Raw genomic sequence first — 19,709 nt, forward strand, 5'->3', positions numbered from 1 at the left:
AGACACCCGTTCGGTGCTCTGATCATGGGCTGCTCTTTTCAGTCATTGGCGATTACGCCAGCCTTTTATCCATGGTGTTTTGGCCTCGCTAGCCCTTTGTAGCATTAGCTGCCTTTTTCTGCACTTTTAGTGTTTTTCCCTTCCGCTTCGTCTGCGACGAGTGCTGCAGTTGCACAGTTAGCATGCATGTTTACTGCGGTTAAAATCGGATCAACAATGGGGTCTATCGCGATCAATAAAATAACAGCGACGGATACCGGTAGATTAAGCGGCACGAGTATGATTGCAATCATCGAGACTGCAGCTACGCCGGGTGCGCCAGCGGAAGCCATCCCTGCCAGAACAGAGCCGAGTACGATAATGATGTACTGTTCTGCGCCGAGAGGTACCGCATACAATTGGGCGAGGAAGATCGTTGCCACTGCAAAGTAAAAAACAGACCCTGGTGGATTGAGGGGGACCCCCAATGGCACAATCAGGTCAATCGTATTTTTATCTCGATTTAGCCCCCTCTCAAGTCCTTTCAAAGCAGAAGGCAAGGCTGCCAGACTGCTGGCCGTACCCATGGCAATTACGAGCATATCCTTCAGGGCCAAGATGCTTTTGAAGTAAGATCCGCCGACCCGCAACCAAATTATGATGCTATAGCTGATTAGAAGCGTTAGTGCCACAGCATATATAACGGCTATCAACTTGAATGTGGCCGTTAGTATCTCAGTCCCTACACTGGCAATTTGTGCTGCGAACAAACACAATAAACCGAAGGGAAGCGCATACATTATCGCTTCGATAATACTGATAAACGCATCATACAATGAATCCATGAACGCTAAAGTGTCTTGATTTCTACCTTTTTGCCTGCCAATAGCGATACCAAGACAAATCGCGAAGAATAATACCGAGAGTGTTTGCTCCTGGCTGATTGAATGAATAATATTGGTCGGAATAATTTGTTTGATAAACCCCAGTAATCCCATGCTTTCTGATTCAGCTGAATCGCTTTCAGTTGTGGATTCATTACTGAATACCTGCTGGCCTATTACTGCTTGCGCATTTTGGTCAAGTGTACCGCCTGGTTGTATCAATACACCCACAAAAACACCGACAATCGAGGCCATGAGCAAGCCGGCGAAAATAATCAGGATCAGCTTCCCAACGTAATGCCTTGCTTCACCGGCGCTTAGGAGCCTTCCCAAACCAGAAACCACTGAAGTGATCAAAATGGGCAATACACACATTTGAATCAAAGAGAGGAAAATTTCACCAAATGGCGCGAGTTGAGACGCAAGCTCTTTTTGGTACACGCCAATCATGGTACCGATGATGATTGAGACCAGAATCGCCCATGGGCTCAGGCAAAGGTTTCCGAACGATGACAGGATTTGTTTCATTAGGGATAGTCTATTCAGGAGCTGTACGAGTTTGCCTGCAAGGATTAAATCTGCGACATTCCAAATCTGCTGCTATGGTATTTAAAAAGCCAATTCTTTTAGCTTAGCAAAGTCCCTTTTAAATGCTATTCCGGTTGGATCATTCATGTTCATATTCGTTAGCCGTACAATTCGTACTTTAATAACTACTTTTTGCTTTATTACATTATCATTTTCGGCATTTGCAGCCAGTTCGATGCCACCGTCAATTGCGGAAATTCTTGATAGGGGCACGTTGCGTGTAGCAATGTATTCTCGGGACACGCCCCCATTCTATTATCGTGATGAAAAAGGAGACCTGACAGGCATAGATGTACATATTATCCGGGGTTTTGCCAATCTACTCGGTGTTGATGTCGAATTTGACCGAAGTGCGGCAACGTTTAATGCCGTGATCGACAAGGTCGCCAACCGGGAGGTGGATCTGGCAATTTGCAAACTGAGTATGACCTTTTCCCGAGCGATGCGAGTTCGATTTACGGAACCCTATATTGTGCTCCATCAGGGGTTGTTGATCAATCGTCTCAAGCTGGCGCAGCAGGCAGGCCGGAAATCGAAAGAAGAGGCCATCCAGAATCTGAAAGGGAAAATAGGTGTTATTGGCAAATCATCTTATGTGGAGTACGCAAAACAACGATTCAAAAATACGGAAATCATGCAATACCCATCCTGGAAAGCGGTAGTCGATGGTGTTCTGAACGGTGAGGTTGTTGCAGGCTACCGGGATGATGCAGAAATCAAGAAGATTATTCGGGATCAACCGGAAACAGCTTTAAAGTTGCTCACTGTTGTATTTAAAGATGCACTGGATCCAAAGGGGATCGCGGTTGCCTGGGATAGTGTCCATCTCCAGTTTTTGCTCGATTTTTATATTGAATCTCTTGGATTGCAACTGAGTGCAGATAAGGTATTGCACGAATATGATGCCATCATTTCAGCAATCGAAACAAAATCCCCGAAGTCATTGAAGTTGCCCAATTCAATGCCGATTGTTCGACCTTCAGATATGGAGGCCCAGGATGGGGAATGAATCCGGTAATCGCCGCTCTCGGTTTGAGTTTTTGCTGAGCGTGTGGGCAATTTTAGCTGGGGCGTTAGTGGGGGTTCTGATCGGAACTCAAAAACAGGAGTGGGTCGAATACATTGCACCATTTGGTGATCTCTACCTTAATGTGCTGAAAATGTGTATTTTGCCAATACTCATCACAGCGATATCCATGAGCATCGGTAAATTATTGAAGTCGCACCAGCACACTCATTATATTCGTAGAATGTTTGCAGTATTCGCCGTCGGTCTGGTTTTTACCAGTGGTTTGGGGGTGCTTGCCGGTGTATCGATGGAGCCGGGCTCTAATTTGTCTGAGGAGTCTTTGTCTGTTTTAGGTAAGACAATACAAGGGGCAAACCAGCCAGATCTGGAGATAAATTTACTTGAGCCTTTTGCACCCGTAGAGCCGCCCTCGTTACTGAAAAGTTTTTTTGTAAACTTGATCCCCGATAATATTTTTAATGCCCTTAGTAATGGCAGTAATCTAAAAGTTCTGTTCTTTGCCATCATTTTTGGATTTGCGGTAGGTTCAATTCCGAAAGAAGCATCAGACTCGATGCTGTCTTTTCTGGATGCGACCTACAAGGCATTTGCCAAACTGGTGAGCTGGCTCATGTATTTACTGCCATTTGGCTTGTGTGGACTCATCGCCAGCAATTTGTCTCAGGTCGGCATTGATATTTTGTTAGCAATGTTCAAGTTTGTACCACTGGTGATTGGTGCATTCTTAATACTTTTCATCGCCAGTTCATTGGTGATCGGGATTCGGGTCGGTAATTTTTTCCTGCCATTTCAAGCGCTCAAGCAACCCGTAATCATCTCTCTCGGAACGGCAAACAGTTTAGCAACATTGCCTTCCGCGTTAGAAGGCATGCATAAAAAGCTGGGCTATGACAAGCAGGCTGTAGATTTACTCGTGCCACTTGCGATTAGTTTGTGCCGATTTGGGCCTGTTTTATACTTCGCAACTGCGACATTGTTTGTCGCGCAATTATACGATATTCCCCTTGGCTTTACGGGATTGCTGGTAGTCTTTGTCGGTGCAATTCTTGCCGGTATGGCAACAGCAGGCACATCAGGTATTGTTTCCTTAACGATGTTAGGTATTGTGCTGACGCCTTTGGGCTTACCGTTCGATGCCGTGATTGTGCTTTTTATTGTGGTTGACCCGATTGTGGCGCCATTCCGGGTTTTGGCGATCGTGCATACTGCCTGTGCTGCCGTTTCTGTCATCATCACGGATCGAGAAAAAGAAGAAACGGTGCTGCCAGCAGAGCCGGCTGTTTCGGGATAAAAGCCACAACGATGCAGCTTGAGCACTTTACATTACAATTCAGTCTTCTGTATTACCGCAGTCTGATAGACGTACTGCGGCCATTCGGTGACTGTATTGATACCAACGACGGAAAAACATGATATTCGGTATACTCACTAACAACAAGGTCTCAACGATAAGACCTAAAGGCAGGAGCACACTAAGAGTGGCCAGTGTAAACCAGGTTAAACGAAAACAATCCCGGGAGAGGACATAACGTTCATGGTCATTTAACGCCATTTTGGGGATAAAGCGATATACACGTTCCATAAAATAACTGTTGTCCCGGCGTTTTAGACGGGCAGATTTTTTCTCATTTAGCATAATTTGCACCACACAAAGCAAGAGTACGACTAAAGTATAATAAGATATTGTTTAAATTAACGCCAAAATCGTCTCAATGCAAATTCAATTCGGATCAACGGGCTCAGATTGCTCTTTTTCGATTCGATACACCGGGAGGTACGGGGTAATGCGTTCATCGCTAATTTTTTTAGGGCGATAGCGCTTGGGATTATCGGGGTCGTACGACTTGAGGTGTCCAAGCTTTGGGGGCTTGTTTTCGGTTAGTACCAGCAAAGGCGTGTGATTGCTGGTTTGTCGTTTGATTCGGCGGCCAAGCTCGTCTTTTTCTTGATAGAGCAGATTTGCTAAAGGGTGTAATTTCATATCTCGCTTCAAGCGCAATTCGATGTCTTCCGGGAGTAGCCCAAATTTAGCAATTTCGGCATTCAACCGGGTTGGCCAGTCCAGTGAATCATGGGCTGTGAGTGGACGACCTTTTTTCATCTTTTCCAAGAGTTTGATAACGTCATGTTTTGTCACTTTTTGTGACAGCGGTCGTCGACCCCATGTGAAATTGATAGAGTAGAGCGGTTTATCGAGCAGACAGAGATGTCTCGTGACCTGAAGATGAATTAATCTGGGAAAGAGCCGGTGCACAATATCAAACCGCTCATGTTGGTCTTCAATTAAGTTACTGATTCGACTAAATTCATCTTTTAGCTGGTTAATGCCAGCAACTTTATCCCGGTAGTAGTCGGCATTGTCGGTTCGCACTACGATTACCCCCGGGAGTCTGAACACTACTTTTGTTGCTTCACCTCCGCCAGCGTGGAAGTTTACGTAGGCATTACATGCGGAGTCGAGTGCTTCCGCGTCTTCATTCAATTCCGGAATGATATAGCCATAGGGCTCATATTCTTCATGGGGCTTAACCCGGGGTAAGTGAAACAAACGAGTTTGAATGATATCTGCACTTTTAATTGTCTGGATCAATGATGCCAGTTCGTGTTCCAGTTCTCCCATTACATCCTGTAACGAGGATGTTATTTCAGAAACTTCCATTTTACACAATTCCACTGTAAGTATTTATTCAAATATTGTCGTTATCACGTTGAATAATATCACTTTACAAGTTCCGTTGTTGTGTAGGAATGCAACATGTCCGCTAAAGCCGTGACAAGTTCTTCAAAGGAAATGATGCTATTTTCTTCAGACAAATGTTTTACGACCGTGTAAACACTGCCATTGATATAACAGTAGATTGCAGCGGGTATGTTCTTTAATTTTGTCAGTTCCGGATGGTACAAAAGGTATTGCATGAAAAGATCCATGAGCACGCGATTAATCGGTTCCTGATACACTGCCATATCAATGGTGAACGCATGTCGAGCGCACCTTAGGTACAGTTGATCATTCTTTTCAAGAAAGTCGCGAAAGTTATATAACAACTCATGGATGAGATCTCGTATTTCCATCCGAACAAGCCTGGGGGCGAGGGGCTGAATCATCGCGACGGTATCGTCTACGAATCGTTTCGCGGCGGCTTCAAATATTGCTTCTTTATTATCGAAATATTCATACAGTGAACCTACACCAATGCCTGCCAAATCCGCTATTTGACGGGTCGTTGCCGCATTGGGGCCTTCTTTGGCAAGCACCATGAGTGCAGCCTGAATAATCGCGTCTACCGTTGCTTTCGAGCGGTTCTGTCTTGGTACTCTGGCCATAGATATTTTCCGAATTGAATCCGAACAAGCACTCGACTTATTATGTCAGTAAGTTATGTGACAGTAAATAGCGTAAAGGTTTGGGTCCACACACTGTATTAGTGTGAATTTAAAGTAAACCAGTTCAAACAAGATACCTGTGGTTCATTTTATGTCATTCGCCGAATGATAGTAACAATGGTATTAGCTACGTAGTGGAGATTGTTATGGCTTCTATCGATTTAGATAAGATGCTCGAAAAAGTCAAAAAGACCCAGTGGTCTTTGGATGAAATCGATTGGGACGCACCCGGTGCGGAATTGATCACGGAAGAGCAATGGCCCAAGCTGAAAGATTTTATGGCCGATCTGATGTGGATCGAGCACGTGGGCGCACGCGCCTTTGCAGCCATGGCAAAAAAAGCCCCGACAGATACACTGCGGGAATTGTACTCTTATTTTCATGCCGAAGAACAACGACACGCCAATGCCGAAATGGCGTTGATGCGCCGCTGGGGCATGCTGGATGGTGATGAGATACCTGAGCCGAATATCAATCTGAGGTTGGTTATTGAATGGCTGGATCGCTACAGCGATGAAATGCCTTACTATGTATTAGGCACAGTGGTCCCCATGCTTGAAGTCGCACTTGATGGAGCGCTCTGCAAATTCTTGCTGGATACGGTTGATGACCCCGTTTGCCACCAGGCATTCGAAAAAATTAATGGTGATGAAGCGCGTCATTTGGGGGTTGGCTTTACGGTCATGGAAATGCAAGGGCGGGGCAAAAGTACGATCAAGGCCATGCAAATGGTCGCGCCTTTACTGGATCCAAGGCTCATTCTGGGGATTGCATCCTATTTCCCGTTGCTTAACAAGATGCGTGACAATATTGTCGCAATGGGTCTCCCAGAAGAACGCTTGTATGATGCAATGCGTAAGTTTGAGAAGATCGGGGGGCGAACTGAAGATGGGCGCCGTAATCCATGGTTCCAGATTATTAAACACCATGGCCGCATGGTGATAAACCGCTCGAACTCTTTCTATCACGTACCTGTCGATGCATTGGTTAGGCTCACCGGACGCATTCCAAGGAGGGCGTTACCGGCGGTTCCTTCCTGGGTTTATGAGTTAACCGATAAACCCACATCTGATGTTGTTTGATTGAAGAGAGCCAGGTTATGACCACACGTAGTAAAACTCCGAATACCAAAGCCACGACGACCAAGCCGGCTCGTCGTGCAAGTACAGCAGCGTCAAAAGCAAATATTTTAAAAACAAATGTTTCAAATACAAAGGTTTCAAAATCAAACGCATCAAAGACACCCCGTAAAAATACGGCCAATGTGATTGGCATTGAATCAAGATCCAAACCCAAGCTGGCATCGGTTGTTATCATCGGCGCAGGCTTCGCCGGGATCGGTATGGCAATTCGATTGCAACAGTCAGGCATTAAGGATTTCATCATTCTTGAACGGGGTAGTGAGGTAGGTGGTACCTGGCGGGACAATCAATATCCTGGTGCGGCATGTGATATTCCATCTAATTTGTATTCCTATTCCTTTGCACAAAACCCGAATTGGTCTAAAAGCTTTTCAGGTAGCCGGGAAATACTGGACTACATCAAAAACCTGGTAAAGGAGCACAACCTCGAGAGCTACATTCGTTTTAATTGTAATGTGGTTGATACGGAGTTTCACGAGGAAGGTGGCATCTGGAATGTCACCTGCGAAAATGGTAATCATTACTGTGGACGTGCGATGGTGATGGCTCAAGGGCCTTTGTCTAATGCCAGCTTGCCAAACATCGAAGGGGTAGAGGATTTTGAAGGCCACAAAATTCACAGTGCGCGCTGGGATCACAATTACGATTTCAAAGGTAAAAAAGTCGCGGTGATTGGTACGGGTGCGAGCGCAGTGCAAATCATACCGGAACTGATTAAAGAGGCGGAACATGTAAAAGTATTTCAACGTACCGCTGCCTGGGTCATGCCACGGCCAGATTTTAATGTCCCGAACTGGAACAAGGCTCTTTTCTCGAAAATTCCGGCAACACAGCGTGCCGTCCGAAATGCCCTTTATCTAGGTCACGAAGCGATGGCATTAGCGGTAATTTGGAACTCCCCTCTGACCCGCGTTGCGGAGAAGATTGGTGCCGCGCACCTGAAAAATCAAGTAAAAGACAAGTGGTTACGGCGTCAGTTGACCCCCAACTACAAGATCGGCTGCAAGCGGGTGCTGGTTTCCAATGATTACTACCCGGCATTGCAACAAGAAAACTGTAAACTGATTACCTGGCCCATCAACAAAATCAGTGCAAGTGGCATCAAAACCGTTGAGGGTATCGAACATCAGGTGGATTGTATCGTATTTGCGACCGGTTTTGATGTTTGCAAATCAGGTACGCCATTTCCAGTTCGAGGCCTTGAAGGCGTGGAGTTGTCTGAGCGCTGGGCGCGTGGAGCTAAAGCCTATAAAAGTATAAGCGTAACAGGGTACCCCAATCTCTTTATGATTTTTGGGCCTAATTCAGGCCCGGGGCACAACTCGGCACTGGTCTATATGGAATCCCAGTTGGACTACGCGGTTAAAGGTATCAGCAAAATATTGAGCGAGAATCTCAAGCTGATGGATGTTCGTTCAGATAAGCAACGCCGGTTCAATGCGGATATTCAACGTCGCTTGGCGAAGACGAACTGGAACTCCGGGTGCAAGAGCTGGTATCTCACGGAAGATGGCTTTAATGCTACCATGTACCCCGGATTTGCAAGCCAATTCAAAGCACAGATGGAAAAATTCAAGAGTACAGATTATCGAATTGTAAAAGCTTGAACCGCTTCCCTCTGAATGCTCTAGAATGGTTAGAGAGGAGGGGGGAGAATGACTAGTTTAGCCAAATTACTTGTCCTGGTTTCATTATTTTCACAATTTGCTTGCAGTGAAAATGATGAAACCGTTGATCTGTATGCACTGCTGCAAGTGGAAGTTTTGACCACTGAACTCAGCAGTCCCTGGGGGATGGTTCAACTTCCTGACGGTGCACTGCTCATCACAGAAAAAACCGGTTCTGCTCGTTTGTGGTCCCGCGGCAGACTTTCCCATCCGATTTCGAGAACGCCCGAGGCTTATGTCGCAGGTCAAGGGGGGTTGCTAGACGTCGTATTACACCCTGAATACGAGAAAAATGGCTGGATTTACCTTTCCTATGCTTACGGTGATCGGCGGAAAAATGCGACCCGTCTGGTTCGCACCCGCCTTTCAGGCTTGCAATTCTCAACACCCGAGGTTCTGTTTACCGCAACCCGTAAAAATACTGCTGCCCATTTTGGCGGCAGGATGACATTCCTCCCGGATCGAACTCTATTGTTAACCGTCGGTGATGGTTATAGTTTTAAGGACCAGGCTCAGGAACTATCCAGTACACTGGGAAAAATAATAAGGCTGAATGGTGATGGCAGCATACCTGATGATAATCCATTTGTTGCTCTGGAAAGTGCCAAGCCAGAAATATATAGCTTGGGACATCGTAATCCCCAGGGAATCTATTTTGACCCGGAACGGAAAGTGGTGTTTTCAAATGAACATGGACCCAAAGGAGGGGATGAGATTAACATCATCGAATCCGGGAAAAATTACGGCTGGCCAAAAATCACTTATGGTGTCGATTATTCCGGGGAAGTGATCACACCCCACAGTGCCTTACCAGGCTTGGAGCAACCGTTGGTCGACTGGACACCCTCCATTGCCCCCTCATCTATCATCGTATACTACGGACAACAGTTTCCGGAGTTTCGCGGACATTTACTCAGCACAACGCTCAAGTATCGCGAATTGCGACTCACACAATTGTCTGGAACTAAAGTAGTAAATGAAGTGTCTTTACTAACGGAATGGAATGAACGCTTTCGCGACCTTCTTGTGGGCTCTGAAGGTGAAATTTATTTGCTTACGGACAGTGGCAAATTGATGAAAGTAACCCGACGTTAAATTATGTCAGAGGTGTAAAAAACAAAAATGGCGCTTTAAGCGCGCCATTGTAGTTTTATCGTTAACAGTATTGTTATTCTTACGAGTAGTCTTTATATCAAGACTTCAAGGATTGAACTTTTCTTTTCGAGTCCAAAGATCTTTGTACATGACCCAATCACCCATAAAGCTGTATAACGGGTATTTAAAGGTTGCAGGGCGATTGTTTTCGAAAAAGAAGTGGCCGACCCAGGCGGGACCGTAGCCGAGTAGTAACAATACCCAGATATAAGCCCAGGCTCCGGTAAATATGATAAAAACCAGTGCCATCAAAACGAGTGTGGAACCAATGAAATGTAACAGGCGGCAAGTGGCATTGGTGTGTTCCGATAGGTAGAAAGGATAAAACTCTCGAAACGACTGGTATGCTTTCTCACTCATAGTTCTGTAACCTGTTTACTTATTAGAATAGCCCTTCACCATAACCTTCGTCGGTTAAAAGTTCTGTCGTGTAGCTGACACTAACTTGCTGTTTAAGTATCGGTTTCCGGACAGAGATTTGCTTCAATGCATCGCTTTAGCTGGGATTTGCTTACGGGTTTCTTAAGGTAATCCGACATTCCCGATGCCAGGCAGCGTTCACGATCACCACTCATCGCATTCGCTGTGACGGCAATAATTGGCGTCCGGTTGTTTTTCCCCGAATGCGCCCGGATGGTTCGGGTGGCTTCAAAACCATCGATAATCGGCATCTGGCAGTCCATCAAAATACAGCAGAAAGACAGTTTATTGCACATTTCTATTGCTTCTCCGCCATTGTTTGCCGTTTCCACAGGATAGCCCAATTTAATCACGATGGTTTTAAGTAAAAGCTGATTGACCGGGTTATCTTCCACTATCAATACTGGCAATGCAGTTTCTGTTTGTGAATCGGTCGAATCAACGCCTTCTGTAGGCTTAAGCGCTCGATTATCGTGACTTGCTATAATTTCTGTCCCTTTTTGCCAGGGAATCTGAATTGTAATTTGGGTGCCATTGTCGATGTCTGAGTTCTGTCTTGTAACGGAATCATAATGGATAGTTCCTCCCATGGTTTCCACCAATGCCTTACTGAGTGACATGCCAAACCCAAGCCCCCCGTACTGCCTTGAAAAGCTACTGTCGCCCTGGTTAAAGGGTTTGAAGATATGGGCTTTGATCTTTGGATCAATGCCGACGCCGGTATCGGAAATAACGAACTTCGTTTCAATCACGGAATCCGCTACGTTGATTTCCCAGGCAAAGGTTACGCTTCCGGTATGGGTGAACTTTACAGCATTATCGAGAATTTGAAGTAACACTTCACCCAGCCGTTTTTCATCACCGATCAGGTGTTGATTTAATCGAGCAGGTAGGTGCTGGAAGGTGATATTTTTGCGACGGCAATCCGCTTCAATTTTTTCTAGTATTGGGTTTAGTGCCTGATGTAAATTAAAAGGTTCTTGTCTCAGCTGTAGAGTACCCGATTGTACTTCTGAAAATTCCAGCAAACTCTCTACCATTTGAGTCATATGCCCTGCACAAGACCTCGCTGCAGTTAAATGTGTTTGATCCTGGCTCTCCGGTCTATCCGCTGTCAGCAATTCCAAAGCGCTTTGTATGCCGTGCATTGGCGTGCGAAGTTCATGGCTGATGGTAGCCAGAAACTGGTCTTTTACTGTATTACTCTTACGCAGAGCCTCAAGAATCTGATTTAGGTCGCGGTTTTTCTCTTCCATGGCGAGCTTGGTCGATCGCTCTACTTCCTGCTTTTCGAGCCGCATCCGGTTGATTCGATCCGCCAAGGCGAAGGAAAGGAAAATAACTTCCAGAGCAGAGCCAAGTTGTGCGGCATGCAGGGTTATGCTGTTAATTGGTAAGACGCCTTTAATACTGAATCCGTAGATCACTGAGCCAATGAGCAATACTGCCCATGCCAAAACATAAAACCGGGCCTGGATAACGCCCTTCCGCCAAAGCTTAATACCGGTATAGAGCAATACTGTACACAACAGGAGAGCTGACCAAATGGCAATATTGATGGCGAGCTGATAGGGGAGGAACTGCCATGCAGCCAGAAATGCCACGGTGTTCATGAAAGCAATGGCAAGCAAAACGCGATCTAATATCCGGTGATTTTTAGCCGTTTGTAAGAATGCTCGACTAAATAATGCATCTACGACTATCACTGAAAAAGTGAGCAATGGAATCGATTTTTCATTAAATGTTATCTGATCAGGCCAGAAGTATTGAAAGCTGTAACCCCACAACGTTGCTTGCAATAAAGCAAACAAAACGATACTGCCAACATAATAAAAGTAACTGATATCGCGAATGGAAAAACCCAGGAATAAATTGTAAAGCGCCATGACAACGGTAATACCAAAGTAAATGCCATAGACTAGGCTCAAATCCTGGGTTTGTTCGAGTAGATTGTCGGGGTGCCAAAGGTATATCGGTAATTGTATTGAGCTTGTGGAGTGAACAAAAATAAGAAGCTTTAGTGTTTTATCGGGTTCCAGGGAAACGGGTATTTTATAGGTGGTGCTCGCTATGGGTCTGTTGTTATGGGATTGGCGATCCCCCAGGTGACTCATTAGATCAATGAGAGTTTGCGTGTCCGCATCATAGGCGCTTAGGTCATACACCCAAAGGTTATCAAGGTGTGGATAAGCTATTTCGAGGAAGGCTTCGAAGCGTTCGTAATGTTCCGACCCGGCAAGGTTGCGAATGTTGATTTCGGTGTAAAACCAGTAGCGACTTTTTGAAAAACCAAAACTGTGATTTTCAGGCGTAGGTTTGAAATGGTGTTCGATAAAATCCGGGGTAAAATCTTGCACGGACTTCGGCGTATCCTTATTTTCAAAATACGTGGTTTTCAGTGTGGCTTTTTCGTGGCGTAACTGCACCCAATCTACTTTGTTTTCGATAAAACCCGAGGCGAATGCCACATTGGGAGGGACTAGCAAGAGAAAACTGGCGGCTAAACTCAAGAGCACTACATACTGTCGCATAGTGTTCCTCTATATGGAGTCAATGCGTCTTTAAATCATAAGAGAAGAGAACCATGTCCTGGAGGAGTGCACAAAAAAGGGAACCATGGGTTCCCTTTAAGAATAGAAGACAATTTACATCTTCGAAAGTTGAGTGTTTCAGGTCGTTACATGAACGTCCTTTGCCATAACCAGAAGCCACCCAATACCGCGATATTAGCAGAAAAGAAACCCGCCACAATTTGGCCGCGTTGCCACTTGAATACCATTCGAATCGGGATGATCATCAGCGCGACCAGACTGAGTTGCCCAAGCTCCACGCCCAGGTTGAAGTAAAACAACCGCTCCATGGCCGGGAAACCGTTACCCAATTCAATCAGCAAATAACTGAAACCTACGCCATGAATCAAGCCGAATACCGGGATAAGGATATGTCTAAGGCGAATGATGGGCTTGCCATATTTGAGTGCCAGGATGTTCTCAATGCCGATGGCCAGCACGGTCAGCGCGATCAAAGGTTCGGTAATCGATGGTGGCAGTATGAGTACTTTATAATAGGATAGCGCCAGTGTAATGGAGTGGGCTATGGTAAACATACTGATCCACAGCAGCAAATGACGCCAGACGACGGGAACCAGCAGCAGCGCAAAGACAAATACGACGTGATCAATTCCTGTCCAGATATGCTCCATGCCCAACCAGATAAAATCCGTTCCGGATGACTGTAATTCAGAACCAAAATCAGCGTTAGAGCTTTGTGGTTGAAGTGGGGTTGTTGCTAGGGGCTGAGCTGCTTGATTCTCATTGAAATTGCTGTCCAGGGAGATTTTTTGATTTGGGTCGGCCAAGGTAAATTCTGCGCCGAGTGATTTATTCCAATCTTTAAGAATCTTCTCAACGAAGAGCATTAACACCGGCTGTTCTGCATCGAGCCTGATTTGCATTTGCTCTCCAGCCATAAACACCTGGGTGTAATTACGGTGGTCCGGCCAGTATGGGTGAAACAATTTGTAGCCAATTTCAAGCTGTTTCATGTCGTTTGGGCAATCATAGGTTAAATGATATTGGTAAGCCTGAATTTTATCCAGCACCCGAGAGCTGTGTTCGGAAACTGTACAAAGTGCTCCTTGATCCAGAACTCGCCATCCTGATTTGATTGCATCAATATAATATTCAGGCGGCTCTGGTGTGACTAAAGCCTCTGAAGTTTGAGTGGAGTTTACTTCGAGTTCAAGCAGGTTATCACTGGGCACGGTGTAAATAATTTTAACACCCGGTTCTGCAATTTGGATTGATGTATCTGTAAATCCACTGACGTGGGCTAACGCGGTTTTAGTGAAGAAAAGTAGGAATAGCAGGATGAGTCTCATGGTTTGGATCTTTGATTTAGCAATTTAGATACCCACCATGTGACATTGGCGTACATGGTGGGAGGTAAGTAGAGCAATTCGGATTAAACAGCGCTTTTTCTAAAGCCCCGAGCGCCCATAATGCCCAGAGCCAAAGCAAAGAGTGCAACCACGGGTGGTTCTGGAACTTGACTGACATTAATTGATGTTGATGCATTGATATCCAGTACATCATTGAAAATGTAGAACAAACCTTGGTTTGCAGAATTGGCAGAATCAGAGAATACGTTAAGGAACAAATCACCGGCGCCGATTACTTCGAAGTAGAGCGTGGTTAAGAGAAACTCTGACTGGCCATTATCATCTATGCCAAAGTTAGAATCCGAACCGACTACCATCGTATCGTTGAATGCGTCCGAGTAATCGTCCCAAGCGCTGCCCATGGTTTTATGGGTAAATTGGAGACCTGTCTGATCATAATCGAAATCAAATCCGAAGCCCAAGAACGAATCACCAGCGTATGCGCCGGTAAAGGGGTCTTCCAATACAATATCAATTGAGATTGTGTCGCCAATGGCTACATCCGTGGAAAAGGGATTGAGTGAGATATGTCCTGCTTGAGCGAGATTTGCGCCACAAAAAGCCAAAATTAAGAGCATTTTGCTTAAGGTTTTGTTAACCGTGTTCATGAGATATCACCTTTTTACTGCATCGTGAATACGCCTCCGGCGAGCGCCGGAGACGAACTGTTTATGTGTTAACTGGGAATTATTGGTTCTTATAAAGCCTTAACCAGGCACGATAGTCCTGCATGCTGATACATTGGTCTGCATCCAGGTCCGCACTGGCTAAGAACGCTGAATCGCCTTCACATTGGCCCAAGGCTGCGCGGAGCTGATTTCTATCGCTCGCATCGAGTTGCCCGTTGCCATCAAGATCCCCGACAACGGCTTCCCCGGTGGTTAGCGTCAGTTCAAGTGTATCGATGTAGCTGTCATTGTCTGAGCCCGCATTGCGCGTCCCTTTCATGACCACTTTGATGGACGTAGTACCGCTGGGCAAAGGTTGCTCGAGAGACTCTTTCGACCAATTGTTAGCTCGATGTGACAATGTGGAGCTTTGTGAAATTACCTCACCATTGCTATTCAGGAACTGCAACCAGGCTTCTGGTACATCATTGCCGTTCCAGTCACGCATGTACGCTGAAAAATTAACCGTGGCGGGTGTACCTGCGTTGTAGCCGGAAACAGAATCCAAGTCGATTGTCTGACTCGCTTGACCTATCGCACTACTTGAACACAAGCCACCCAAAATGAAGTAACGACTGCCTTCATGGGGGCTGACACCACTGCAGGCACCTGACTCGAGAGCTTCAACGATACCTGTTTCCACAGTCCAGTGTTGTAACTCTGATTCCGCTCCGGGATTCTGGATCAGGTTTTCAGTTGTGTGGCCTCCTGCTGGTGTTCCTTCCTGATAGGCAATACGAACACTCACATTATCGATATAAGAGTCATTGTCTGTGCCGTTATTTCGTGTGCCTTTCAAGCGCACGGTTGCGAAGGCTGCATTTGTGGGCAACGCGAGCGTCGCTTTTTTCTGCAACCAACTGGAGGAAGCATTGGTGATGACGTCTGAAGTCCCGATTAATTGATTACCCGTGTCGTATACTTCAACCCAGGCTTCCGGGATGTCGTTACCACTCCAGTCACGAAGGAATGCACTGACTTCAATTACCGCATCACCGTCCGCAATTTCTGATTGGAATTCGCTTAAAGAAATTGATTGACTAGCTTGACCAACATCGCTGTGCTCACAAAGTCCACCCAGAACGAAATAGCGTTCGCCGGATTGTGCAGGCACACCGTTACACTCGTTGGACAGGTTGGCTTCAACCACGCCAGTATCGACTGTCCAGTGTTCAAGGCCTTGTTCCGCACCACCATTTTGCACAAGATTATCTGAATAGGTGAGTCCTTGAACATTGAAACCCGCTGAATCAGACCAGGCAGACCAGGCCCAGTGTTCGTCACGGTAGCGAACGCGCCAAAAGTAATTACCGGAAGGCAGCAATGTCGTTACTTCATAGCTATCCAATGGCACACCCATTTGGGTATCAACATATTTCCAGATATTTTCGTTACGGGTTTTGTTGCCCCAGAAATCCAGCTCCGGCTCACTAAAGTCCGGAGTGCTTGAAATTTGCCAGTGTGCCTCGAGGTGTGCATCGTTATCGCCATCAACAAAGCTGGATGCCTTAAGTTTGAATACGCCTTTTACCGTCTCGTTTTTTGGATATTGAGTGAATGGTGTATCCGGTGCGACGTTGTCGCCTGCGATTTCAAAATCGTCTCGTATCCCTTCTCCCTGGTAGCCAAAATAATTTCCCTTACCATCTCCACCGGAGTATCGTTTAACCGCAAGACGCTGTTTATCCACGCCAAAAACAAGTGATGAATATCCATATTCAGGGTAACTTTTCTGAAATTCATCATAGTCAAATTGTGGGTACTCATCCCAGTAATCGATATTTCCAGAACTTACCGCGGCATTTAGCCACAAATGGGAAACATCCCGGGATTGTCCCCGAGAATAGGCATGGGTATGCCCGAAGATATGGCCGGTAATCTTTCCGGTTTGTGCGGATAAATCTTCAAACTTTTTAACATACTCACAGGTCAGTTGGCTTTCACCTGGCAACCACATTTCTGATTTGCACGGATGGTGAAGCTGTAGCATAACGTAGTCAGTTTCATCCCGATTAGCCGTATCGGCTAACAGGTTATCCAGCCATTCACGTTGCTCGACGTTCAAGCCTGCATTTTGTGGGCTGTTTGAGTTCAACGTCACGAGGCGCAGGTTCAAATAATCAAAAACATACCAGTGCTCTTTATAACTTACACTGCCATTTTCAGGCAGTTCAAAATAGTTCAAGTAATGACTCACGGAATAGTCATGATTCCCGATCGCGGGAATAACCGGAACTCGGCTGAACAGGTCTGCAGCTTTACCAAAAAAGTCATTACGCCATTCACTAACGTTTCCGCCGTTTTGAACCAGGTCACCTGGAACAATAACGGCAGCAATTTCGTCATCGCAGTTTTCAACGTCATTACCACAATCATTTACGATAATGCCGCTTGTCACGATGTCTGCTAAACGCTCAGCGTGTTGGCCTTGCGAATCTGAAAAAGCAACAATTTTAAACGAGTCTCGCCCATTTGCGGTTTCCGGCCAGGTTTTAAAACCCCAGGTATCAGATTGCCCAAAGGAGGTCGAAACGTAGTACTCATAGCGCGTGTCGCTGGATAGGCCTTCAATTCGCGCACGTTTGATACCGGAAAGCGGTTTAATCGCTTCCATACTTAAAGTACTAAATGTCGTGTTACCGCGTTCACGGTAGTGAAGTGTAACGTTGGTATCCAATGTTTCTACATAGACCGACATCGCATCGGTATCCGGATTTTGCAAATAGGGTTTTACGATAAAGTTTGGAGCAGCCATCGCTATATTAGCGGTTGCTGCTGCAATCGAGAGTGCCAAAAGAGATTTCATATACGTTGCTCGCTATCTGGTATATTCCAGATGAAGCGTACTGAACGAATATTACAGATTCATAACGTTTTCGTTAAGAGTATGGGTGAAAACGGTGCATATATACGATACTTTGGTCTGAAGTGTGCAATAAGTGCTCATTATGGTGTTATATATCTATACAAGTAGACAAGTTATATTCGTGAAAACGAATATGCTTTCAAGTTAGAAAACGGAGGATATTGATATTGGTATATACCAACATGGCTGGAAGATTAATATTCAGATTCTTCTGTGGTTTTGATCGTCGAGTTTCGCAATGGACAGGAGTCTAGCTTTATTCAAAATAGTGATCTGTCGCCCTTCAACAGTCACAATCTTCATTTTGTGGAATCGTGTTAAAACCCTGCTCACCGTTTCAATGGCAAGTCCGAGGTAATTACTGAGATCCGTTCGGGTCATCGGGAGGGTAAATGAGGTGTTCAGCAAGCGCCTTTTTTCCAGATGTCGTGAAGTGTTAATTAACAATGTCGCCAGTTTTTGTTCCGCACTGCGACGGCTCAAAAGATAGCTCATCTTTTTGTGCTGTTGGATTTCATATGCCATTTTTTGAAACAAAAATCGTTGCAATTCGGGAATTTTAGTCGTGAGAAACTCGATTTTAGGATAAGGAAGCTCACACACCGTGGTGGTTTCGAGCGCTGCAGCAGTTGCGCCATAGCGGCCGGTTACAAAACCATCTGTACCGATTATATCGCCAGGAAGGTGAAAATTAGTGATCTGATCGGTGCCATCATCGCTTTTGACGAATGTTTTCACCGCGCCAACTCGGACAATGTAAAGTGAAGTGAAAGGATCATCCTCCTTGAAAATTCTATCGTGTCGATGGAGTACAGGTAATGAACTTTTAAGAATTGATTCAATTGTGTCTGCCAGGTGTTCTGTTTTTGTGACTGATAGCATTCGCGGCAGGCAGTAGTCACTTAATGTGCATTCAATACAACGTAATGGAGACGGATGAGCGCTGCTTTTTTCCTTGGTCGTTACCGGGGCATTCATGATGTGCCTTCTTTCCAGATTAAATGCTCGATGTATTCCATGAGTCTTGGGTGGAGAATTGGCAAGTCGTTGCGTTTGATGATCAATTCGCTGGACGAGGTTTCAGGCTCCAACTGTAAGAACAAAGCCAGTGCGATCACATAGGGAATATCTGTAGTTTGAGGGTAGGGGAATCCCCCATTTTTCAGGCGCTAGTGATGTAACTCTTTGAAAGGCCAGCCTAACCCGATTTAATGCATGGCCAGTTAATCCAGGTCATTTTGTTACCTGGAATCTTGGGTCATAATTTTCAAATAAAAAAGTGATAAAAACAGGACGAATGGTAGGATTCTGTGACGAAGAAAGTACTCATAATTGATGATCACCCGATTTTCCGTCAGGGCTTGATATCTTTACTCGCGGAAAATCCGGAATTGCAGGTCTGCGGAGAAGCCAGTGATAGTGACAGCGCATTGAAACTGTTAAACGTCACATCACCGGATTTAATCACGCTCGATTTAACGCTAAAAATCGGCAGCGGTTTCCAATTATTAAAGAAGATCCGACACACAAACAAGAGGGTCAGGATACTTGTCGCATCAATGCACGATGATTTAGTTTACGCTGAACGGTGCATTAGTGCGGGTGCGAATGGATATATCAACAAGGAAGAGGCTTCAAGCAAGATATTGGAGGCGATCGCCTGTGTTCTGAACAATAATATCTATTTAAGTGACCGAGTTACAAAATATCTGGCTCTGCGTAAACTGGAAGGTTACAGCGCTTCTGACGGCAGCCCGGAAACGTTGCTATCCAATCGTGAACTCGAAGTTTTCATGTTGATTGGTAAGGGATACTCAACTCAACGTATCGCAAAAGAATTGCATTTAAGTACAAAAACGATCGATACCCATAAAGAACATATCAAGAAAAAAATTGGTGCAAGTGATAATAGCGAGCTGGTACGTCAGGCCGTGGCCTGGGATATCGAGTCTTCGTTTTTATAGACACTTAATAAATCGGTAGAAA

Annotated in this window: 17 protein-coding genes; 7 read left to right on the forward strand and 10 right to left on the reverse strand. The window is 45.4% G+C overall.

Annotated elements, in window-relative coordinates; translation table 11 throughout:
• Positions 1-104: 104 nt before the first annotated feature.
• Positions 105-1,391 (reverse strand): dicarboxylate/amino acid:cation symporter, encoded by a 1,287-nt coding sequence (locus OLMES_RS13245; RefSeq protein WP_087461701.1) that lies wholly within the window; start codon positions 1,389-1,391, stop codon positions 105-107.
• Between the two features lie 235 nt (positions 1,392-1,626).
• On the opposite strand from OLMES_RS13245, the gene OLMES_RS13250 reads away from it, so the two are divergent.
• Together OLMES_RS13250 and OLMES_RS13255 are read left to right on the forward strand one after the other, a co-directional pair.
• Entirely contained in the window at positions 1,627-2,460 is an 834-nt protein-coding gene (locus OLMES_RS13250; RefSeq protein WP_157678298.1) for a substrate-binding periplasmic protein, read from the forward strand.
• The gene (locus OLMES_RS13255; protein WP_087461703.1) at positions 2,450-3,772 is read left to right on the forward strand and encodes a dicarboxylate/amino acid:cation symporter; all 1,323 of its coding nucleotides are present in this window, start codon (positions 2,450-2,452) and stop codon (positions 3,770-3,772) included. The genes OLMES_RS13250 and OLMES_RS13255 overlap by 11 nt, the downstream gene beginning before the upstream one ends.
• A 39-nt stretch (positions 3,773-3,811) precedes the next feature.
• Here OLMES_RS13255 and OLMES_RS13260 read toward each other — a convergent pair whose 3' ends face one another.
• The 3 genes from OLMES_RS13260 to OLMES_RS13270 form a co-directional block, all read right to left on the reverse strand.
• Entirely contained in the window at positions 3,812-4,117 is a 306-nt protein-coding gene (locus tag OLMES_RS13260) for a hypothetical protein (protein WP_087461704.1), read from the reverse strand.
• Positions 4,118-4,201: 84 nt separating this feature from the next.
• Positions 4,202-5,140: a DNA replication terminus site-binding protein gene (locus tag OLMES_RS13265; protein WP_087461705.1), complete on the reverse strand. Its 939-nt coding sequence runs from the start codon at positions 5,138-5,140 to the stop codon at positions 4,202-4,204.
• A 59-nt stretch (positions 5,141-5,199) separates the two neighbouring features.
• Complete coding sequence (locus tag OLMES_RS13270; RefSeq protein WP_087461706.1) at positions 5,200-5,805, reverse strand: TetR/AcrR family transcriptional regulator; 606 nt, start codon at positions 5,803-5,805, stop codon at positions 5,200-5,202.
• Positions 5,806-6,011: 206 nt separating this feature from the next.
• Between OLMES_RS13270 and OLMES_RS13275 the strand changes: the two genes are divergently transcribed.
• From OLMES_RS13275 to OLMES_RS13285, 3 genes are read left to right on the forward strand one after another with little or no spacing between them, the layout of a single operon-like run.
• The gene (locus tag OLMES_RS13275; protein ID WP_087461707.1) at positions 6,012-6,947 is read left to right on the forward strand and encodes a ferritin-like domain-containing protein; all 936 of its coding nucleotides are present in this window, start codon (positions 6,012-6,014) and stop codon (positions 6,945-6,947) included.
• A 17-nt stretch (positions 6,948-6,964) separates the two neighbouring features.
• Positions 6,965-8,614 carry a flavin-containing monooxygenase gene (locus OLMES_RS13280; RefSeq protein WP_087461708.1) on the forward strand — a complete coding sequence of 550 codons (1,650 nt, stop codon included), beginning with the start codon at positions 6,965-6,967 and terminating at the stop codon, positions 8,612-8,614.
• Between the two features lie 48 nt (positions 8,615-8,662).
• Complete coding sequence (locus OLMES_RS13285) at positions 8,663-9,769, forward strand: PQQ-dependent sugar dehydrogenase (RefSeq protein ID WP_087461709.1); 1,107 nt, start codon at positions 8,663-8,665, stop codon at positions 9,767-9,769.
• A gap of 105 nt (positions 9,770-9,874) precedes the next feature.
• Here the strand turns inward: OLMES_RS13285 and OLMES_RS13290 are convergent, their stop codons facing one another.
• From OLMES_RS13290 to OLMES_RS13315, 6 genes are all read right to left on the reverse strand, one after another.
• On the reverse strand, positions 9,875-10,189 hold the full coding sequence (locus OLMES_RS13290; protein ID WP_087461710.1) for a DUF962 domain-containing protein: 315 nt from the start codon (positions 10,187-10,189) through the stop codon (positions 9,875-9,877).
• A 92-nt stretch (positions 10,190-10,281) separates the two neighbouring features.
• The gene (locus OLMES_RS13295) at positions 10,282-12,780 is read right to left on the reverse strand and encodes a hybrid sensor histidine kinase/response regulator (RefSeq protein WP_087461711.1); all 2,499 of its coding nucleotides are present in this window, start codon (positions 12,778-12,780) and stop codon (positions 10,282-10,284) included.
• A gap of 146 nt (positions 12,781-12,926) precedes the next feature.
• A complete protein-coding gene (locus OLMES_RS13300) occupies positions 12,927-14,129 on the reverse strand; it encodes a HupE/UreJ family protein (RefSeq protein WP_087461712.1) in 1,203 nt (400 codons plus the stop codon).
• Between the two features lie 83 nt (positions 14,130-14,212).
• Complete coding sequence (locus OLMES_RS13305; protein WP_087461713.1) at positions 14,213-14,797, reverse strand: hypothetical protein; 585 nt, start codon at positions 14,795-14,797, stop codon at positions 14,213-14,215.
• A gap of 79 nt (positions 14,798-14,876) precedes the next feature.
• Positions 14,877-17,663 (reverse strand): metallophosphoesterase, encoded by a 2,787-nt coding sequence (locus tag OLMES_RS13310; protein WP_087461714.1) that lies wholly within the window; start codon positions 17,661-17,663, stop codon positions 14,877-14,879.
• A gap of 261 nt (positions 17,664-17,924) precedes the next feature.
• Positions 17,925-18,701 (reverse strand): cyclic nucleotide-binding domain-containing protein, encoded by a 777-nt coding sequence (locus OLMES_RS13315; RefSeq protein ID WP_087461715.1) that lies wholly within the window; start codon positions 18,699-18,701, stop codon positions 17,925-17,927.
• Here OLMES_RS13315 and OLMES_RS28295 point away from each other — a divergent pair.
• Together OLMES_RS28295 and OLMES_RS13320 are read left to right on the forward strand one after the other, a co-directional pair.
• Positions 18,660-18,845 carry a hypothetical protein gene (locus OLMES_RS28295; RefSeq protein ID WP_198343431.1) on the forward strand — a complete coding sequence of 62 codons (186 nt, stop codon included), beginning with the start codon at positions 18,660-18,662 and terminating at the stop codon, positions 18,843-18,845. The genes OLMES_RS13315 and OLMES_RS28295 overlap by 42 nt on opposite strands.
• Positions 18,846-19,033: 188 nt before the next feature.
• On the forward strand, positions 19,034-19,687 hold the full coding sequence (locus OLMES_RS13320; RefSeq protein ID WP_087461716.1) for a response regulator transcription factor: 654 nt from the start codon (positions 19,034-19,036) through the stop codon (positions 19,685-19,687).
• Positions 19,688-19,709: the final 22 nt, after the last annotated feature.

Origin of the sequence: Oleiphilus messinensis (assembly GCF_002162375.1) — a bacterium.
GTDB lineage: Bacteria > Pseudomonadota > Gammaproteobacteria > Pseudomonadales > Oleiphilaceae > Oleiphilus > Oleiphilus messinensis.